General features: G+C 30.7%; 19 protein-coding genes. 10 read left to right on the top strand and 9 right to left on the bottom strand.

Annotated features, from left to right (window positions below; all coding sequences use genetic code 11):
• Nucleotides 1-28 precede the first annotated feature (28 nt).
• Nucleotides 29-391, bottom strand: coding sequence for a hypothetical protein (locus SOI86_RS06890; RefSeq protein ID WP_320681098.1), 363 nt, complete (start codon nucleotides 389-391; stop codon nucleotides 29-31).
• Nucleotides 392-471: 80 nt separating this feature from the next.
• A complete protein-coding gene (locus tag SOI86_RS06885) occupies nucleotides 472-609 on the bottom strand; it encodes a hypothetical protein (protein WP_002806908.1) in 138 nt (45 codons plus the stop codon).
• 188 nt (nucleotides 610-797) lie between these two features.
• Between SOI86_RS06885 and SOI86_RS06880 the strand changes: the two genes are divergently transcribed.
• Together SOI86_RS06880 and SOI86_RS06875 are read left to right on the top strand one after the other, a co-directional pair.
• On the top strand, nucleotides 798-1259 hold the full coding sequence (locus tag SOI86_RS06880; protein WP_320681097.1) for a hypothetical protein: 462 nt from the start codon (nucleotides 798-800) through the stop codon (nucleotides 1257-1259).
• Between the two features lies 1 nt (nucleotide 1260).
• Nucleotides 1261-1647, top strand: coding sequence for a phage holin family protein (locus tag SOI86_RS06875; protein WP_320681096.1), 387 nt, complete (start codon nucleotides 1261-1263; stop codon nucleotides 1645-1647).
• A 1-nt stretch (nucleotide 1648) separates the two neighbouring features.
• Here SOI86_RS06875 and SOI86_RS06870 read toward each other — a convergent pair whose 3' ends face one another.
• Complete coding sequence (locus tag SOI86_RS06870; RefSeq protein ID WP_320681095.1) at nucleotides 1649-2773, bottom strand: class I SAM-dependent RNA methyltransferase; 1125 nt, start codon at nucleotides 2771-2773, stop codon at nucleotides 1649-1651.
• A 623-nt stretch (nucleotides 2774-3396) separates the two neighbouring features.
• Nucleotides 3397-4359, bottom strand: a complete 963-nt coding sequence (locus SOI86_RS06865) for an aldo/keto reductase (protein ID WP_320681094.1) — start codon at nucleotides 4357-4359, stop codon at nucleotides 3397-3399.
• Between the two features lie 153 nt (nucleotides 4360-4512).
• On the opposite strand from SOI86_RS06865, the gene SOI86_RS06860 reads away from it, so the two are divergent.
• The 4 genes from SOI86_RS06860 (at nucleotide 4513) to SOI86_RS06845 (ending at nucleotide 7796) form a co-directional block, all read left to right on the top strand.
• Nucleotides 4513-5184 carry a ParA family protein gene (locus tag SOI86_RS06860; RefSeq protein ID WP_320681093.1) on the top strand — a complete coding sequence of 224 codons (672 nt, stop codon included), beginning with the start codon at nucleotides 4513-4515 and terminating at the stop codon, nucleotides 5182-5184.
• A gap of 586 nt (nucleotides 5185-5770) precedes the next feature.
• Nucleotides 5771-5953, top strand: coding sequence for a hypothetical protein (locus SOI86_RS06855; protein ID WP_320681092.1), 183 nt, complete (start codon nucleotides 5771-5773; stop codon nucleotides 5951-5953).
• A 37-nt stretch (nucleotides 5954-5990) separates the two neighbouring features.
• Complete coding sequence (locus SOI86_RS06850) at nucleotides 5991-6158, top strand: hypothetical protein (protein WP_320681091.1); 168 nt, start codon at nucleotides 5991-5993, stop codon at nucleotides 6156-6158.
• Nucleotides 6159-6389: 231 nt separating this feature from the next.
• Nucleotides 6390-7796: a YadA-like family protein gene (locus tag SOI86_RS06845; protein ID WP_320681090.1), complete on the top strand. Its 1407-nt coding sequence runs from the start codon at nucleotides 6390-6392 to the stop codon at nucleotides 7794-7796.
• 599 nt (nucleotides 7797-8395) lie between these two features.
• On the opposite strand, the gene SOI86_RS06840 is transcribed toward SOI86_RS06845, so the two are convergent.
• Nucleotides 8396-9481: a DNA cytosine methyltransferase gene (locus SOI86_RS06840; RefSeq protein ID WP_320681089.1), complete on the bottom strand. Its 1086-nt coding sequence runs from the start codon at nucleotides 9479-9481 to the stop codon at nucleotides 8396-8398.
• A 110-nt stretch (nucleotides 9482-9591) separates the two neighbouring features.
• Between SOI86_RS06840 and SOI86_RS06835 the strand changes: the two genes are divergently transcribed.
• Nucleotides 9592-10689 carry a hypothetical protein gene (locus SOI86_RS06835; protein WP_320681088.1) on the top strand — a complete coding sequence of 366 codons (1098 nt, stop codon included), beginning with the start codon at nucleotides 9592-9594 and terminating at the stop codon, nucleotides 10687-10689.
• A 153-nt stretch (nucleotides 10690-10842) separates the two neighbouring features.
• Here the strand turns inward: SOI86_RS06835 and argJ are convergent, their stop codons facing one another.
• Nucleotides 10843-12081: a bifunctional glutamate N-acetyltransferase/amino-acid acetyltransferase ArgJ gene (gene argJ, locus SOI86_RS06830; RefSeq protein ID WP_320681087.1), complete on the bottom strand. Its 1239-nt coding sequence runs from the start codon at nucleotides 12079-12081 to the stop codon at nucleotides 10843-10845.
• Between the two features lie 76 nt (nucleotides 12082-12157).
• Between argJ and coaE the strand changes: the two genes are divergently transcribed.
• Nucleotides 12158-12775: a dephospho-CoA kinase gene (coaE, locus tag SOI86_RS06825; protein ID WP_320681086.1), complete on the top strand. Its 618-nt coding sequence runs from the start codon at nucleotides 12158-12160 to the stop codon at nucleotides 12773-12775.
• A gap of 4 nt (nucleotides 12776-12779) precedes the next feature.
• On the opposite strand, the gene gatB is transcribed toward coaE, so the two are convergent.
• Entirely contained in the window at nucleotides 12780-14252 is a 1473-nt protein-coding gene (gene gatB, locus SOI86_RS06820) for an Asp-tRNA(Asn)/Glu-tRNA(Gln) amidotransferase subunit GatB (RefSeq protein WP_320681085.1), read from the bottom strand.
• Nucleotides 14253-14331: 79 nt separating this feature from the next.
• Here gatB and thiO point away from each other — a divergent pair, with 79 nt between their 5' ends.
• Nucleotides 14332-15441, top strand: coding sequence for a glycine oxidase ThiO (gene thiO, locus SOI86_RS06815; RefSeq protein ID WP_320681084.1), 1110 nt, complete (start codon nucleotides 14332-14334; stop codon nucleotides 15439-15441).
• Nucleotides 15442-15444: 3 nt separating this feature from the next.
• Here thiO and ndk read toward each other — a convergent pair whose 3' ends face one another.
• The gene (gene ndk / locus SOI86_RS06810) at nucleotides 15445-15903 is read right to left on the bottom strand and encodes a nucleoside-diphosphate kinase (RefSeq protein WP_320681083.1); all 459 of its coding nucleotides are present in this window, start codon (nucleotides 15901-15903) and stop codon (nucleotides 15445-15447) included.
• Between the two features lie 122 nt (nucleotides 15904-16025).
• Here ndk and speA point away from each other — a divergent pair, with 122 nt between their 5' ends.
• On the top strand, nucleotides 16026-17972 hold the full coding sequence (speA, locus tag SOI86_RS06805; RefSeq protein WP_320681082.1) for a biosynthetic arginine decarboxylase: 1947 nt from the start codon (nucleotides 16026-16028) through the stop codon (nucleotides 17970-17972).
• Here the strand turns inward: speA and alaS are convergent.
• Nucleotides 17957-20617, bottom strand: a complete 2661-nt coding sequence (alaS, locus tag SOI86_RS06800) for an alanine--tRNA ligase (protein WP_320681081.1) — start codon at nucleotides 20615-20617, stop codon at nucleotides 17957-17959. The genes speA and alaS overlap by 16 nt on opposite strands.
• Nucleotides 20618-20638 lie beyond the last annotated feature (21 nt).

Genomic DNA, 20638 nt, shown 5'->3' with positions numbered 1-20638 from the left:
AAATATTACGATTATTTATAAATTAATATTAATTATTTTTGCTCAATCTACAGGAATTGCCCGAAATTTCAAACAAACCATAAAGAAGTTTACCGTCCAAAATGAATCTGAAACATTCAGAATCCAATTTATTAGAAACGTTTTTAAATATTCCATGATCAATTCTTTTTACGAAGCCTCGGTTTCCAGAAAGTTCATGTTCTTCCCTTGATAGCCATACAAGTCTATGATTTGGCTGTTTAAGAATTTCTATAGAAGCTTTATTTAATAAAGGAAGTTTTAAAAATTTCCAAGTTAAACAATCTATTTCACTTTCAACAAGAAAATCGTAATGAGTATCTAAAGAGTCACCCGAATATACTTTATGTTCAAGCAAAACCCATTTATTCATTATCTAGTTGATAAATAAATTGAATCTATTATCAAAACAAATTTGAGATAAAAATATTTTGTTAAGAAGGTTCCTCTTTTTTAATTACTTGCATCAGGGACAAATCTTAAAGCAATGAATAGTAAACTTCCAGCTCCTGCGATAGCTGCTGCTACTAATCCAAAATCTGTAGGGATTGTGCGAGATGCAAAAATTAATGATGCAAATGTGATATCCATAATGAAATTTAAACTCATATAATAAATTCAGTAATAGCTTAACAAAACCTTCTTACAGAACAGAGTAGATAAATAAAATGTAAATAAACTTTTATATGTTTTTGTTCTATATAAATTGCACAAATCTTTAGACAAGGGTTCCAAATTAAGAAAATAGGGTCTAATCTTAAAATAAATAAGTTTAAAGAATGGAGACTTACCATCCTCCCAAAGACATAGAAGAAAAAGAAGATAATTCTGAACTTCCTGAACAAGAAGTTATTTCTGAGAAATGGTTACTTGAAAAAATTGACAGTTTAATACCTTTAATAAAAGAAAAATGGCCTACCATAGCTCAACAAACACTGGAAACTACAAAAGGAAATATCGATGATTTAGTTGAGGTAATAGCAAGCCATACTGGAACATCTGTAATTGGAATAAAGAGTCAAGTATTTGAGATTATTGATTCAATCCGAGAAAATCAGTGGGAGATCTCAGAAAAAATTGAACCTATTGAAAGTCAATTAGAAGAGTTATTAGAAGAACTTAACAATACACTTAGACCAAAAATAGAAAATCCCATTAGAAAAAAACCAATTTTATCTATTGCTATTGCCGCCGGTATTGGGTTACTTATAGGAACTATCCTCAAAAGTGGTAGAAAATAATATGGAAAAACCAAAAAATAAAAACTTTGCAAATACCGCTTCAAGAATTTCCGCAATAGCAAGTTCAGTGATGGATTTGCATGTAAGAATAGCCCTTCAAGAAGTAGATAGAGAAAAAAGAAGATTAATTAGCGGTGGAATATTCTTGGCAATTGGAAGCATATTACTATTGATAGTTCTAATTTGCCTTCATATTATTTGTTATCTTTGGCTAAAAAAATCTAATAACTGGAATATTGAATACAATTTATTAATCATAATATTTATCGATTTATTTCTTGCAGGCTTAAGTCTGAAGCTTGGTGGAAAATTAGCCAAAGGTCCCTATCTGCCTCAAACATTAGAGGGTTTAGGCAAGACGACAAAAGCAGTTTTAGGCAAAAAATAAATTACCTTATTAAATACTTTATCCATCTGCAATCAATCCCCCCATTACTTACAGGTATTTTCAATGAGGATTTCATTTTCAAATATTTTGTTAGTTTTGGATTTCCACTAAGCAGCCAAAATTCCCAACCTGAAAAATTATTCTTTAGGAACATTCCCATCTCGTCATATAAAGAAATTAATTCATTTTCATTGCCCAATTTCTTGCCATATGGGGGATTACATATAATTATCCCAGGTTTAAATTTTAATTGGAGTTCTGAAAAATCATTATTTATAAGTTCAATATAATTTTCGAGACCTGCTAATGATTTGTTTACAGTCGCCTGGTCAAAAACTTTTTTATTAATTTCGCAACCTATAATTTTTGGTAATTTTTCATAATTTATAATTTTATTTTTTGCTTTATTTCTTTCATTAAGATAAATATCTTTCCTGAAGTCCAACCAATTCTCAAAAAGATAAACTTGATCAATATTAATAGGGACTTCAAGAAATTGGTTAATAGCCTCAATTAAAAATGTTCCTGAGCCGCACATAATGTCAATTAACGGGACGTTGCCATTCCATTTAGTCATCTTTATCAACCCAGAAGCTAAATTTTCTTTCAATGGAGCATTTCCAACGGCCGGTTTATAGCCTCTTTTGTGTAAGCTTTCTACACTACTTTGGAGGCTGATAATCGCTTTATTATTATTTAAATGAAGATGAATTATAAAATCAGGATGATCTAATGAAATATTTGATCTTTTATTCCAAGCTGACTGTTGCAAATCAGTTATGGAGTTTTTAACTTCAAGAGCAGTAAAATGTGTATGACTTAAGGACGATGTTCTCCCAGTGACTTGAACATTAAACGTTTTTTCATAGTGCAACCAATCTAACCAGTCAAATGAATCTCTAACCCCCTCATATAAAGATTGCTTGTCATAACAAGTAAAACTTACAATTTCTCTATAAAAACGAAAAGCTATTCGGGAATAGAAATGAACTCTGTAAAAAGTCGCATGATCACATTCAAAATTAATAAATCTTTTATACGTATTAATATTAATTCCACCTAAATTCGAAATTTCTTCAGCTAAATATTTCTCGAGTCCTTCTGGAGATGATGCAACTACATTCATATAGGATAAAAAGTTAATAAAAAAACTATTCAATACTCATTTTGCCTGTCAGAATATAAATGTCCAATTGGACTAGGTGATCTCAACCGATGTTTCGGACAGCGGTTCGATTCCGCTCAACTCCACTTTTGGGGTTGTAATGGTTTCGACGGGGCATAAGGAAGGTGACTGAAGCCGGCTCGGTTAGAGCAAAAACACAAACGCTAACAAAATCGTTAGTTTCTCCCGTCAAACAGCACCAGTTGCTGCTTGATCCTTAAGGAGATGGGGTTATATCAGCCTTATCAACCAAATGATACGAGGAGTCTGGAAGGACTCCACTTGATTTAAATAACTAAGAAGTTGTAATCGATAATTTATTAGCTTGTAAATATTGCTGCAATTTCTTGTATTAAAAAGAATTATTTTATTTTTATAGGTATAAATACTGAGAAGATTAGCTTTAAATTAATTTATCTTATTTAAAAACCCCTACTTTAAAATGGTCCCTAATAAAAACTTAAATGACTTGTTAATAAATCTAAAACCTAAAGTAATTAGATTCACTGGTGAAAAATTTCCGAGTGAGTTATGGAATAGTTATCAAATAAAAAAAATAAGAAGATATCCGCAAAAATAATTACTTAAACACTTGAAAAAGGATTTTTTGGCATTTTTTTTAAACAATTTTGTGAAACTTCTTGAAGTAAATTAAATTCATCTTTATTTAAATTCCAATTGAATACATTAGATATATCTATAACTTGAGATTTTTTTCGCATTCCAACAAGAGGAATAGTTCCCTGAAAACAACACCAATTAATTGCTACTTGAGCTTGGGAAACTGATCTTTGTTTAGCAATACTTTTTAGACATTTCCTTAGTTCATATGTAGGTTTTTTATAGTTTTCAAATAAGACATTTCGAATAAAACTGGTTTCTCTTTTTTCGTCTTTATCTGGATCAATACAAAGTATTCCAAAAGATAAAGGACTATAAGCCAAGAAATCAATATTATTTTCTTGGCAAATTTTTTTTACCTGATTTTGTTTTTGTAAATTTGGGGCAAGTAAAGAAAACTGAATCTGAACGCTTTTAAAACTCTGATCTCGGATTGATAAGTAATGAATTAATTTCAGCAACCTTTTAGGACCTATATTTGATAAGCCGATTTGAAAATCAAATCCTTGATCTTTTAAATCACAAAGATTATCCAACAGCCCTAATTCCTGCAAAGGATTGTATTTAGCAGTTGACCAATGCAATTGCACAATATCTAATTTATTATTAAGCCTTTCTAAACTTTTTAAGAATGGCTTATTAAAACCTTTATTACCAATTCTCCAAGGATAAGGTGCAAGTTTAGTAGCTATTTGAATTCTTTTTTTTTTAGCAGAAGGAGTATCTAATAAAAATTTGCCTATCAAAGATTCACTTCTACCTTCAAGATTTCCAGTACCATAAGAATCTGCAGTATCAATCAAATCAAAACCTCTTTTCAATGCCTCTTTATATGTCTCACGTAAATCATCGTCATTTGCAGATTTGTAATTCCAAAAAAGCTTATTTCCCCAAGACCAGGTACCGAGTCCAATTCTTTTCTTCACTAACCTATATAAATAAAGCGCTTTAAATATGTTATCGGAAAAAATTGACCTCTATAAAATATTTCAAAAAAAATAAGTTTTTAAGCATTAAAAATCAATATCTCTTGACATTAAGAAATTATTCTCCAAAGTAAAAGAAATAAAACTAAAAAATTGTTTATCACTGTTTGCGGACAAAAAGGAGGAGTGGCTAAGACCTGCACAAGTATTCACATTGCAAGTGTTTGGCATTCTCAAGGTAAAAAAGTTTGCGTAGTAGATGCTGACAAAAATAGATCAGCATTAGCATATTCATCTAGAGGAAATCTTCCATTTCCAGTTTTCCCAGTCAGTGCAGCTGCTAAAGCATCAAGATCATCAGAAATTGTCATCACAGATGGACAAGCTAGCAGTGATCAAGAAGAACTTAAACATTTGGCATATGGATCAGATTTAGTTATCTTACCAACCACCGCAAAAGCTAGATCGGTAGAATTAACTGTTGAACTAGCTAATTTATTAAACAATTTAAAAGTTAACCACGCAGTTTTGCTAGTAAAAGTTGATTGTAGACAGCAAAAAGCAGCGAAACAAGCTAAAGCAGCTCTAGAGAATTTTGGTTTATATGTTTTTGATACATTTATACCATTGCTTTCAGCCTTCGATAAAGCGGAAACTTCTGGTAATGCTGTATTTGAGGCGGTTGACGATTTAGGCAGATCAGATCCTCGTCGAATGACGGGCTGGTCTGCTTATCGTTCAATAGCCTCACAAATTCCATGCCTGATTTCGAAGCCCTCATCCGACACCAACAACTTAAACAACCAACAAGCAATCAGCGCTTAAAAGTAGTAGATGCGCCTGATTTTGAGAACAAAACAATCGAAGATCCAGCATTTAAGAAATCTGGGCTATTAGTTAATTTTATTGGAGGGTTTATAGGTTCTGTAATCGGAACCTTAACAATATTGTTCCTTTATATAAATGAATATGTGCCAATAGATTTAATTAAAATTAAGTAGTGTATTCGCTATTCATTTCTATACAAAGATAATCACTAATAATTGATTGCAATAACTGACTTTTGTTAAGTCAATACAATTGTAAGCAAGATGTAAATGATAATTAAAAATTAAGTTATTACTAAATTTCTAATTTGCAACCGTAAGCAAACTATAAGCAACAGAATATGCTTTCTGAAACAGCAAATTAAACAAAAAAAATAAGAGGGCATTTGTTTGCCCTCTTCGAGTCGTATGCACCTCGCTGTCCACAAAATCGATGAAGTGCTTTTGACTTCTCAATTATTTCTAATCCATGTGAATGGGAAAAGATAGTCGTGACAACCACAAAGCACTTCTACTCGGGTAAAAATACTCTATCAATTTCAAGTCAATAGGAGGACAATATAGATATAGATCTAGGAGGTCTTATGAAACTATTCAATCAATTTAACATTCTTCCAAGATACTTAACTGCGTTTAATTATGCAGGATTCAATCTAAACGAAACCCCAAAAGAACTTGAGAAATGCGATCCTGAGTTTCAACGCTTTTGGGAGAAAGAATGTAGAGAACATCCAACGAATCAAAATTGTTTAATTTACTGCGACTGAGTTTTTATTTTTAGTATTTATTAAAAAAGGAGGTTTTATGAAACTAACTACTCCATTTACCATTCTCAATCGAAAATTCAATGACATTGATTTAATTAGAGATGCCATGAAAAAAAGAAAATTAGCAACTGAAAGATTGCATGATGATTATAGAAAAATGTTCAAAAACAAAGAATATCCAACCATAGTTAACGGATATGTTTAACCTAGTACGACTAAATTAAATTAGTAATAATAAGTCCTAATTTAATGTAAGCAGACCGTAAGCAACTTATATATAATCTTCAAAACAATTGATATAACTAGGGTAATGGTTTATTAGTGGTTTATTCAAATGAAAAATAGGGTATTTATTTATTTATAAATGAAAACATAATCTAACGAAGGTAGCGAATCACTATAAATCTAGGAAAGTAGTAATAAATAGATTGGCATCATGAAAAAGTTACTGACATTGTTTGTAATTGGAATTTCTCTAATTATTGGTTCTAATCCCTCAAAAGCAGAAGAATATGATTCTTGGGCAATAAAAATCAATGAGACAATAACTGTGAGAGAAAATACCTATGTTGATCCAACTGACCCATCACAAGGAGGTGATCCTGGATACGACTCATATTTTATTGAAATATATGAATACAATTCAGTAACCGGTGCAGAAAATAGAAAATTACGACATCAACAACTTCAAGATTCTGATATTGGGACTTCAGATCAATGGAAAATGTATCAAGTTGATTCTGAAAATATTACTTTAGACTCTATTGAAGGGAAAATCCATTTAAAAGCAGATGGTCAAAATAAACAATATATCTACGACATCAAAAATAATACTATTTCTACAAGTAACTATGACGCTCCAACCAATCCAACCTCTAATTATCAAAAAATATTCGAAATTCCTACAGTTCTAGGTAAATCAGATGGGACAAAATCAATTGAACTGGGGGGGTCGAAAATAGTATCACAACAATCAGATGGTTCAGTACAACTTGGTGCTGATACAAATGATATCGATGTAGTAGCTGATGGTTTAAATATTGATGGTGGTGCTGTTATTACTAAAAATACTGATGGTTCTATTCAAATTGGTTCTGATGGGAATGACATTGATATAACTGCAGAGGGTTTGAATGTTGATGGTAATCCCTTAATTACAAAAAAAGATAATGGAGAAATTCATATTGGTAAAAATTCTCTAATTACAAAATCAGAAGAAGAAACACTTTCTGACGGGACAAAAGTTCAACCTCTTTATGCAAAAGACGCTGATGGTAATAAAATTCCAATTAATATCGATGGTAGTAAACTATTAATTGATGGAGTAGAAGTACAGACAGGTAATAACGCTCAAGTTACAACCAACAAAAATAATATTTCTACTAATAAAGCAAATATAAAAAATCTTGGAGAAGGAGTCGCAGGATCAACAGCACTTACAGCCGCATTATCTGCTTTACCTCAGACATCTAAAGAATCTAAATTAAGTTGCGGTGTTGGAACAAGTTCTTACAGTAGTAGATATGCAGTTGGTTTTGGTTGTGCCTCTAAAGTAAATGAACGCGTCGATATAAATGCTGGTGGTTCATATGTTTTTGGTGGATCTAAATCATATGGTGAAGGAACTTTAGATAGTGGAGTTGTTAAGGCAGGATTTGTATTTAAATTAGGAGAACTAAATAAATCTCAAAAAATTAGTAAAACAGAAAAAGAAAACCTCGAATCCAAAATTGGATCTCTAGAGGAAAAAAATAAACAACTCTTAGCGAGGCTAGAAAGATTAGAAAAAGTCGCACTTGGCGATCTTAAATCAAAAGATTTAGCAGTTTACAAACTTCAATAATTATTTTACTGGCTTATTACCGGTTTATGAATTTTTAGAAACGCTGAGATCGCTTACCCTGCAATCGATCTTAACTAAGTTGTATACTCACTATTGATGCACACTATTTGTGTTTTGATTATGCACCTATCTCTAATCTATTGATATAACTGGCTCTAATATTATCTTTACAAATCACACTTGGATCACACTTATCACATTTGGATCGCACTTTTAGGATCTGAACTTTGAAATGTTAGTGACTTAAATAATATTTTGTTGTACATCAGTACTTCAGTCACAAAGTCATCACATCACACTAATTGTTGAATAATCATCAAATATTTAGAGAAAAAATATTAATTATTTTTATAAAGTTTCTGAAAAATACTTATGTTTTAAATTAAAGAGTGGTGAAATTATTTTCACCCATCTTTGAAGCACTAGATAAATATAAAGTAATGAAAAGAGAATATCTTTATAGTTCTTTAAATTAAATATGAACAAATAGTCCTCAAAAAACAAAATAATCGTATGCTTTTGATAAAAAGATAGTCATTTTATAAATTCAATTTTGACCTTATTAATTGATTAATTCTCAAAATTTATGAATTATATTTTTAAGCAACTAAAGCCAATTGATGGTCATCTACATAATGAACTTTTTGATTATTAAGAAGTTCTAATGCAATTTGTGCAACTACAAAAGATAAACCAGGAGGAACAGAGTTTCCTATTTGTTTATAAATTGATGATTTTGGGCCTTGAAATTTAAAATCTTCTGGATAAGAGTGCAAAATTGCAGCCTCTTTCAGAGTCAACCTTCTTAAAGATTTTGGAGCATCATGCATTAAATATGGATTTCCTCCACTGCGCAAATGCTTATGATAATTTTCAACCCAACTTAATCCACTTTTATAGTATTGCTCTTCATCGATAATAGGGGTTTTATTACCTCCCATAGATGCTGGCAAAGTTGGGGCAGGAACATTTGGGGAGATTGGTCTTCCAAGACCATTAAATAACATGCCTGCATATGGACTTTTTCTCAAAATTGGATTAGCAGCTAAAGTCACTTCAGCATTACAAGTCTGAGGATTTAACTCTGTACCTTGGCAACCTAAATGCTTAATTGCTTCATATGTATTAATGGGAGACTTAATATATCTATTTTTTCTAACAGAAATATCTAAATTAATATCATCCTTAATTCCAAAAAGAAACATCCTTTTTCTTGATTGAGGCACTCCAAATTCAGAAGAATTAAGAATCACTAACTCAGTTTTATAACCTAAGTTTTTTGTTTCATTAAAAAGTTGTATTCTAAATTCAGAAAATTTCTTAAGAGTGGCAAGTGATGGTACATTTTCCATCACGAATGACCGAGGATCAATAATTCCTAAAACTTTTACAAAATGATGTACCAATTGACTTCTTGGATCATTTAAATCCATCTTTCCTGCCACTGAGAATCCTTGACAAGGAGGTCCTCCAAACAAGCAATCAACGCCTCTGAGAGATATTAATTCACTTTTGCATTCTTCAATAGGAGCACAAAGAGAATTATTTAAAAAATTAAAATTATAAGTTGAGCAAGCATTTTTATCTACATCATTAGCAAATAAAATATCAAAACCTGCTTTTTCAAATCCCCAATCAAGTCCTCCAGCTCCTGAGAATAAAGATATAGCAGATGGTTTATCCATATAGATTTTTGTAATGCAATTTTTTTAATTTCAGGCTAGAAATTAATCAATAAGGTTTATAAATGCTTTTGCACATTTTAAACAAATTGCTAAATTTTTGATAATTGATAATGATGAATTCAACAATTGAAAGAAATAAGAAAGCAGCCGAAATAGTTCAAACCTATATTGAAAATTCAAAAAAAAACTATTTTTCTCCAGAGAAACTTAAAATATATAGAGAAGAGATATTGCTTTTAAAAGATCTTATCCCAATTAAGAATAAGGGATTTAGAGGTGTTGTCCTGACAGCAATAATTGGAAAAAAAATCGATTTTAATTTAAATCCAACTAATGATTTTTATCAATGTAATCCAAGATCAATATATGAGAAAGGGATTTACCAAATTCTCAAAAGCAATAAAATTCCTTGTGGTAAATCAGATCCATTAAATGTAGCAAAAAATATTAGGAAGCTTGACTTAGAGTGGGCTAAAGGAAGAAGACCTGAATCAGCTGCTATTGCGGCTGCAAAATTCTTAAGAATATTAGAGGAAAACTGGCATAAAACCTCAAAAAGAGAGGATCTCATAAGATTATTTTTTATTGAATTACTCACTTACAGAGATTTAGTAGATAGTAAAAATAAAAAATTCATACCAACAACTAATAATTTCTCATTAGAGTTCGCAGAACGATTATCATCATTCGCAACAAACTGTCCTGAGGGAGGAGAAGTACCGCAGTATATAGTTGGTTTGTTAATTATGCTCTTAAGAGAAAATGATACCTCTTATAAAGAAGTAAAAGGGGTTGATGAAAGTGTCTTTGGGACAAATACAACTAGCAAAAAACCCTCTGATATTTGGGAGATCAATAGTTACGATAGTTATGAAAATTTATATGAGATAACTGTAAAGAATATTGATGAAAAAAGATTAGAAGATTGTGCAAATTCTTTATTGGGAAATAAAGTTTATACGAAAGAGATTACATTCATTTGCAGAATTCCAGAAGATATTAATGATTTAAACTTAAAGCACAACTTTTTAAATTATGAAGGTATAAACTTTCAATTTATAGATATCAGAAATTTTATAAAAAATACTTATATTTTACTTTCTGAATTACAGAAAAAGAATTTCATAATTCTGTTCGAAAATTTTATTTTCGATCCAAATAGATCAATAAAAACAAAAGAATATTGGGGGAATATAAATCAATCTTAAATATATTTTTTACTTTAGAAAATCTTATAAATTTATAAAATAAGTAAAATTTAGATCGCACTTTTAGATCGCACTTCAGTCGCACCCAAAAAATAATATAAAGAAATAGTACTCAAAAAGTAGTTGTATCAACTAATCATGAGAAATAAATAATCATGTTGTATATTCGCTATTTATTTCAACATACTTTTTAGAAAAATCGCATCCCCAACCAGTACCTTTCGATTCGCCAGAATTTAAATTTATTATAATTCGCACAATATCATCTACTAAATATCTACCTTTCATTTTAGATTTGATATATTCTGTTAATTGCTTCGAATCATATTGATTTAACTTACCCTTTTCCAAAATCTGATAGTTACCTATATACAGGTCTACTTCATTGAAATTGAATTTAACCCCAGAATTACCTGCAGCAGAAATAATTCTTCCCCAATTAGGATCACAGCCATGTATGGCAGTTTTTACAAGTGCAGAATTACATATAGATTTAGCAACCATAATTGCATCATCAGAATTTTTTGCTCCTTGAACTAAAACTTCTAATAGACAATTTGCTCCTTCTCCATCTCTCGCAATGTTTTTTGCCAAGTTTTGACATACGATATCAATTCCTTTTTGAATAACTGCCAAATATCTTGTATTAATTTTTTTCCCCGCATTTATTGCAATGAAAGAATCATTTGTACTTGTCTCTCCATCAACTGAAATTGCATTAAAAGATTTTTTAACAGCAATAGAAATCATTTTATCCCATTCTTTTTTTTCAATGCCCGCATCACAAGTGAGGAAAGCAAGCATTGTAGCCATATTGGGATAAATCATTCCTGATCCTTTTGCGAATCCTGCTATTTTTATCTTTCTACCTTGAATAATCGTCTCTATTACAACTTTTTTCAACGTCAAATCAGTAGTTAAAATTGCTTCGGCTGCATTTTGAAAACTATTAACTTTTAAATCACTCACTAAATTTGGTAAATTTTCTAATAAGTCATTTATTTGTATAGGAACACCAATTACACCAGTTGAGCACATTAAAACCTCTTCTTCTCTTATACCTAACAATTCTGCAATCTTTGATGTAGCAATTTGACAATGTTGAAATCCAATACTTCCCGTGCATGCATTTGCTTGCCCAGAATTAATTAAAATTGCTCGTACAAATCCCGAGGCTCGTTTAATTCTTTCTTCACAAATATCCACACATGAAGCGCGAACTATTGATTGGGTAAACATCCCACTAAAAATACTGCCTTCTGGAGCGAGTATTAGTGCTAAATCTTTTTTATTAGAAGCTTTTAATCCAGCTGATATCCCAGCAAAAAGAAACCCCTTGGGTATTTCCTTACTGTCATCAACAAAAGACCAATTGGAATCTAACTGGCTCAAACTTTTTGGTATTTTAATTCATATTAACTACTCTTCAATACTAAAGAAACAGGTAATTAGATTATTATTAAATATTATGGATATTCTTCAAAAATCAAAAAACAACCAAAGAAGAATTGGTTTAACAGGAGGCATTGCCAGTGGGAAGACAACCATAACTAATTACATTAAAAAACATAATAAAATTCCAATTTTAGATGCAGATAATTTATCAAGAGAATTAATTAAACCAAACACATATGGATATAAGAAAATTTTAGATTATTTTGGAAATAAAATTATTGATAATAAGAACAATCCAGAAAGAGCAATAAACAGAAAACTTTTAAGGAACATTATTTTTAAACATTCAGAAAGTAAAGAATGGATAGAAAAATTACTTCACCCATTAATTAAAGAAAAAATGATAGAAGAATGCAGTCGTTACAAAAATACTCAAACTTTAGTATTGGTTATTCCATTATTATTTGAAGCAAAATTTGAAGATATTTGCACTGAAATATGGTTAGTTAAATGTCCTAGAGAAACACAAAAAAAAAGACTTATGACACGAGATAAAATTAGCGAAAAAGAAGCATATGACTCCATAAATCTTCAATTAAGTTTTGAAGAAAAAAGAAAATTTTCAGACATTATTTTAGATAATTCAGATGATCAAAATAAATGGATCAAGATAATAAGAGAGCTTCTTTGAAGCTTTAGCTATTCAATTTTTCTGCAAGAAGTTTATTTGCAAGTTTAGGGTCAGCTTTACCTTTTGTTCTTTTCATTAGTTGACCAACAAAAAAACCAAGTAATTTAGTTTTACCATTTCTAAATGCTTGAACCTCATCTGGATGTTCAGTTATAAGTTCATCGATTATTGGTAAAATACTTGAAGAATCAGATATCATGCCCAAACCTTTTTCTTCAACAAATTTTTTCGGAGAAATAGTTTTTTGAATTAGTTCAGGTAAAATTTTCTTTGCAATTTTTCCACTTATAGTTTTATTTGAGATCATGCTAATCATTTCAGCAAGATTTTCAGGACTAAGTTTTAAGTCACTAAAACTCAGTTTATTTGCTTTTAAATAACCCACAATATCACTTGTTACCCAATTTGAAGCTAGCTTGGCATCAGCACCATTAGCTACTGTTTCTTCAAAAAAGTTAGCCATATTAATTTCGTCAGAAATTACCCTTGCATCATATGCAGATAATCCAAATTCATTAACATATTTATTTCTTTTTTTTGAAGGTAATTCTGGAAGTTCTTTTAACCATATTTCTTTTTGGGCTTTTGTTATTTCAATTGGGCCTAAGTCAGGATCAGGAAAATATCTATAGTCACTACTGCCTTCTTTCATTCTCATACTTTTTGTTAGTTGCTTAGCTTCATCCCATAACCTTGTTTCTTGGAAAATTTTGCCTCCATTTTCATAAACTTCTATTTGTCTTGCTATTTCATAATCACAAGCCTTTTGAATTGCAGAAAATGAATTCATATTTTTTATTTCCACTTTGGTACCAAAAGGAGCATTAGGTCCTTTTCTCACTGAAATATTGACATCACATCGTAATGAACCCTCTTGCATATTTCCGTCTGATACGCCTAGATATCTAACTGTTCTTCTAATCTCTGAAGCATATTCAGATGCCTCTTTACCTGATCTAATATCTGGTTTACTTACAATCTCACACAGTGCTATTCCGGCACGATTGTAATCAACTAAAGAATACTTAGAACCAGCTAATCTGTCACTACCTGAATGGACTAGTTTTCCTGCATCTTCTTCCATATGTAACCTTTCTATACCAATTTTTTTGATATAGGGTTCTTTGTTCTTTTCAATTATTTCAACATCTAACCAGCCATTTTCAGCTAGTGGCTCATCAAATTGTGAAATTTGATAATTTTTAGGCAGATCAGGATAAAAATATTGTTTTCTATCAAATTTACAATGTTCTGCAACATTTAAATTTAATGCTAGAGAAGTTTTAACAGCATACTCAAGAACAGTCTCATTCAAAACTGGGAGAGTTCCTGGTAAACCACAAACTACAGGATCTATATGCGTATTTGGTGCATCACCAAAAGCTGTTGAAGCAGATGTGAATATTTTACTTTTCGTATTAAGCTGTACATGAGTTTCCAAACCAATCACAGCTTCCCAAGATTCCAAATTGTTCATTATCAAAAGTCTCTTTATTAATTTTATTGGATATAAAGGAAAAGAGGACCAAAACACAAATAAAAATATTAATTCTTAAATGACACAAGAAACAAAAAAATCAATATTAATTATTGGCGGTGGACTTGTAGGTTTATCTATTGCTTATGCATTTTCTAGAAATAACTTCAAAGTTTTAGTTTTAAGCAAAAACAGAAATGAATCAGCTGGATTTGTTGCTGCAGGAATGTTAGCTACTCATGCCGAAGGACTCGAAAATGAATTACTAAAATTTGGCCAAGAAAGTCAAAGTCTAATTCCAAAGTGGATAAAAAGTATTGAGCAAGATAGTAATATTAAATGCGGTTTAAAAAAATGTGGAATAGTAGTTCCTTTTAAAAATAAAGAAGATCTTGAAGAGTTTCCCACTTATAAATATGGTAAATATTTAAATCACAAAGATCTTCAAACAGAAATTAATGGAATGAATTCCATTTGGAAGCATGGTTTACTTTTTGAACAAGATGGTCAAATAGATAACCGAAGAAGACTGATGCGTGCTCTTGAGAGAGCATGCTCCTTGCATGGAGTTGAATTTCAAGAAGGATCAGAAGTAGAGGATTTGATATTAGAAAAAAACAAACTTACTGGTGCAACAGTTTTATGTGCCACTGGGGAACTAAAAAAAATTACTTGCGAAAAAGCAATTATATGCAGTGGTGCTTGGAGTAAAAAAATTTTTAATGAGATTCCAGTCTTTCCTATAAAGGGACAAATGCTATCAATACAAGGTCCAACAAATTTCTTGAAAAGAGTTATTTTTGGTCCAAAAACTTATCTAGTTCCTCGTGATGATGGACTTATTATAGTTGGAGCGACAGTTGAAAAAGATTCAAAATTTAATCAGGGTAATACTCCTAATGGGATAAAAGAACTGCAAGAAGGTATTTGCTCCTTATTACCAGAAGCTATTAATTGGCCACAAATGGAACATTGGTGGGGATTTAGACCTTGTACACCAGACCTTAAACCAATCATTGGAAAATCTAAAATTGAAAACCTTTTTATAGCTACAGGACATTACAGAAATGGAGTTTTATTTTCTGCAATAACAAGTGATCTTCTTTTGAAAATAGTTCAAAATAAAAGTCTCAAAGAAATAGAAAAAAGCTTTTTAGAAAAATTTAGTTTAGATAGATTTGAGATTTAAATTTTAATTTTCAGAACGCCATTTCGAATCAGAAGTTTCCCACTCACATAATTCATCATCGTTAAACCATAGATCAATTTCAAATTTAGCAGTATCTTCTCCATCAGAACCATGAATAATATTCCTCCCAATATCAATAGCTAAATCACCTCTAATTGTTCCAGGCTCAGCTTCAAGAGGTTTTGTTGCACCTATTAGTTTTCTAGCACTCAAAATAACTCCTTCGCCTTCCCACACCATTGCTACAACAGGACCACTTGAAATAAAGTCTACTAAATCGCCAAAAAAGGGTCTTTCTCTATGTACACCATAATGATTTTGAGCAAGATCTTTTGAGGGGATTAATTGCTTTAATCCAACCAATTTAAATCCTTTTTTTTCAAATCTGCCAATAATCTCAGCAACATATCCTCTTTGAACTCCATCTGGTTTAATTGCAATAAAGGTTCTCTCTCTGGTCATTTAATTAATAATCACTCTATGTATATTCAACTTTTGGGTGGTAACTTGGCAAGTAATCATTAAAATAAAAGATATTGTTTTGAGTTATTTTCAAAAACATTTATTAATCAATAAGACATAAAGTGACCAATTTTGAGCCGAAAAAATTAAAAAATATTTGGACTATTGAAGATAGTATTTCGACTTACAAAATAGACAAATGGGGGGATAAATATTTTTCTATAAATTCCAAAGGAAATATAGCAGTAACTAAAGATATAAAATCTGAAAATAAGATTGATCTTTTCAAGCTTGTCAAAGAACTTAAAAGTAGAGAAATCAATCCTCCATTAATCATAAGATTTAACGATATCTTAAAAGATCGAATAAATGCACTACATGATGCTTTTTCAAAAGCAATAAAAACCTACAAATATGAAAATATCTATCAAGGCGTTTTTCCTGTCAAATGTAATCAACAAAAAAATATATTGGAAAAGATAATAGAGTTTGGTAGTCAATGGAATTTTGGGTTAGAAGTAGGAAGTAAATCAGAGCTATTAATTGGCCTTGCGCTTCTTGAAAACCAAAATTCATTATTAATATGCAACGGATATAAAGATAAAAAATATATTGAGATTGCTACTTTGTCCAGAAAACTCGGCAAAAATCCAATAATAGTTATTGAACAACCAGATGAGGTAAAAAGAATTATTGAAGCAGTTCAAGAACTTAACGCAACTCCATTGATAGGAATTAGAGCAAAGTTATCAAGTAAAAGTAGTGGTAGGTGGGGCAAATCTATTGGAGATAATTCCAAATTTGGATTATCAATCCCAGAAATTATGTCGACAATAAAAGAACTTAAAGAAGCAAATCTTATAAACGAAATGAAATTGCTCCATTTTCATATAGGAAGTCAAATAAGTGATATTGCTGTAATTAAAGACGCATTACAAGAAGCGAGTCAAATATATGTTGAACTATGTAAACTAGGTGCCCCAATGCAATATATCGACGTAGGGGGAGGATTAGGGATAGATTTTGATGGAACTAAAACCTCCTCCAACACCTCTACTAATTATTCTCTTCAAAATTATGCTAACGATGTAATTGCAACCATTAAAGATTCATGTGAATTAAATAATATCAAGCATCCAACCATAATCTCAGAAAGTGGAAGAGCAATAATTAGTCACTGTTCAGTTTTAATTTTTAATGTCTTAGGAACAAGCCATGTTAGTTCCAAACTACAAATTTTTGATAAAAAAGATCAACAATTAATCATTTCTAATTTACTTGAAACTTTCTACGAATTAAAAAAACTTAAAAATAAAAAAATAAATTTATCTCAAATAATTGAACTATGGAATGATGCAAAAAAGTTTAAAGAAGATTGCTTAGTTGCCTTTAGATTAGGATTTTTAAGTTTAGCAGAACGAGCTTATGCCGAAGAACTTACCTGGGCTTGCGCAAAAGAAATTTCTAATAACCTGAATAATGATGACATCAACCACCCTGATTTATCTGAAATTACAGAAACTCTTGCGTCAACTTATTATGCAAATATATCAATCTTTAAATCTATTCCCGATAGCTGGGCAATCAATCAAATTTTTCCAATAGTACCAATACATAGGCACTTAGAAGAGCCTTTCTGCAAAGGCAACTTTGCAGATTTAACTTGTGATTCAGATGGTAAACTAAATAATTTTATTGATGATGGAAAAATTAAATCATTACTTAATTTACATAAGCCAGAAGAAGATAAAGATTATCTAATTGGAATTTTTATGACTGGAGCCTATCAAGAAGCATTGGGAAACTTGCACAATTTATTTGGCAATACAAACGTTGTTCATATAGATATAAATCAAGATAATTCATATAAGGTCAAAAATATTATTAAAGAGGAAAGTAAATCTGAAATTTTACAGTTATTGGATTACAGTTCAGCTTCTTTGGTTGAATCTATAAGGATTAATACTGAATCAGCAATTGATCAAAAAAAATTAACTATTGAAGAGGCAAGAAAATTAATTGATCAAATCGAAATGAGTCTTAGAAAAAGTAGTTATTTATCAGAATAACTTTCCAAAGTTTTTTGCAAATGATTTTTAGCATAATCTAAAGCAAAACTTAACTTGTCAATATCTTTAGCCCCTGCTTGAGCAAAGTTAGCCTTCCCTCCTCCACCTCCGGAACAAATTCTTGCAATCTCATTAATTAATTTTCCTGCATGCAATCCTATTTTTACCGCATCATCACCTAAAGAAACTACAAATAATAACTTTCTGTTTTCTGGATTTGGTATTCCCCCAAGAATCACTAATGCTTTCTTGCCTAAATGAGAAGTTAAATTAAGTGCTGCAGATTGCAAAGAATTTCCATCTAAGCCATCAATCTGATTTACTAAAATCGAAAAAGAATTTACTATTTCTGCGGATGATTCCAATGAAGAGTATTTAAAATATGCAATTTCATCTTTCATTTTTTGTATCTCTTTATTCTTATTAAAAAGTTCTTCTTGCAAATTATTAACCCTTTCAAAAAGTTGATTAGGATTTGCTTTTAACAAATCACTTAGTTGATTTACTAAAGTATTTCTATCACTGAAATAGTCGAATGCTGATTGGCCAGATAATGCTTCGATTCTTCTTACTCCGGCTGAGATTCCTTCCTCACTTATTATTTTGAAAGAACCTAATTCAGATGTAGTTTTAACATGTGTGCCACCACAAAGTTCCATTGATACTCCTGGCACATTAACAACGCGGACTTCTTCATCATATTTTTCTCCAAACATGGCCACTGCACCCTTTTCAAGAGCCTCACTCTTAGCCATATTTTTTATTTCTAGGATATGATTTTCCATAATCCAAGAGTTAACTAGACTCTCAATCTTAGAAATTTGATCTTTAGAAATAGGCTTAGAAGAATTAAAGTCAAATCTTAATTTATTAAAAGCTACCAATGAACCTTTTTGTCCAACACTTTCATCAACAATTGATTTGAGAGCAGATTGCAATAAATGGGTAGCTGTATGATTTGCGGCAGCCTTAGCTCTATTAGAGGATTTAACATTAGTCTTAACTTTTTGTCCAATAGTTAATATTCCTTTTTTGATTATTCCATAATGTAAAAAAACATTTTTCTTTCGAATAACATTATCAACTAAGACCTCTACATCATTTGAAAATATCGTTCCAATATCACCAACTTGGCCGCCAGATTCTCCATAAAAAGTTGTCTGATCAAGAACAATTAAAACTTTCTGACCTTCACTTGCTTGCTTAACTAATGTTGAATCCAAAAATATGCCCTTTATTTCAGCTTCCGAAAGAAGTGAATCATAACCATTAAAAACAGTTTTGTTAAAAAGATCTATTTCTCGCTCTAATGATCCCTCTAATGTCAAATCAATATTACTTGAAGCAGCTTTAGCTCTTTCTTTTTGTGCATTCATTTCTTCTTCAAAACCCTTTACATCTACACTGATACTATTTTCCTCAGCAATTTCTACAGTAAGTTCTAGAGGAAATCCATAAGTATCATAAAGTTCAAAAGCTTTAAAACCAGAAATTAATTTCTGACCCGAAGAAATTAATTCATCTAGCAATTTCTCGCCCCTTTCAAGGGTTTCCCTAAACCGTACTTCTTCTATTTTTATCTCATTCAAAATTAAATCATTATTATTTTTTAAATCAGGATAATTTTTTTTCATTAAATTTATCCCCACAGTAGCAATATGCGGTAAAAATTCATTTGTTATGCCTAATAATCTCCCATGTCTGACCATTCTTCTAATAAGCCTTCTTAAGATATAACCCCTGCCGAGATTACTTGCTGCTACTCCATCAGAAATTAAATGAACAACAGCTCTTGTATGATCTCCAATAATTTTTAAAGAAATTTTGTTTTTATCATTTGAAGAAAAATAATCAATATTTGCAATCTCACAAGTTTTTTGAATGATAGGAAAAATTAAATCTGTCTCATAATTATTTTGCTTTTTTTGCAATATTTGAGCCATCCTTTCAAGGCCCATTCCTGTATCAATATTTTTAAATTTTAAATCTGTCAATTTTCCATTAGGATCGCGATTATATTGCATAAAAACAAGATTATAAAATTCAATAAAACGATCTCCATCTTCTAAATCAATATTCTGCAGACCTTTTTCAGGATAAAAATCATAATAAAGTTCTGAACAAGGTCCACATGGACCTGTCTTTCCAGAAGACCAAAAATTATCTTTCTCACCTAGTTTCACTATCCTATCTGGATGAATACCAATTTCATCTCTCCAAATTTTTTCAGACTCTCCATCTTCATGAAAGACACTCACAATTATATTTTCAGCAGAAAGTTGATAAATATTAGTAACTAATTCCCAAGCCCATTGAATAGCCTCGCGTTTAAAATAATCTCCAAAAGAGAAATTCCCAAGCATTTCAAAGAAAGTGTGGTGTCTAGCAGTAACTCCAACGTTTTCTATATCGTTTGTTCTGATGCACTTTTGACTAGATGTAGCCCTTTTTGACGGTCTTTCTTTTAAACCTAAAAAAACTGGTTTAAAAGGTAGCATCCCAGCAATTGTGAGCATAACCGTAGGATCATCTGGAATTAAAGATGCGCTTGGAATGATTTTATGTAATTTTTCACTATAAAATTTTAAAAAAGCATTTCTTATCTCATCTCCAGTAACTATTTTTTTAATTAGTTGAGATGTCATTTATCCAGAATAAAAAGAATA

The sequence above is a fragment of the Prochlorococcus sp. MIT 1314 genome (genome assembly GCF_034093315.1).
Classification (GTDB): Bacteria; Cyanobacteriota; Cyanobacteriia; order PCC-6307; family Cyanobiaceae; genus Prochlorococcus_A; species Prochlorococcus_A marinus_Y.
Note: the sequence above shows the minus strand (reverse complement) of the source record. Positions and strands in the feature narration are given on the sequence as shown.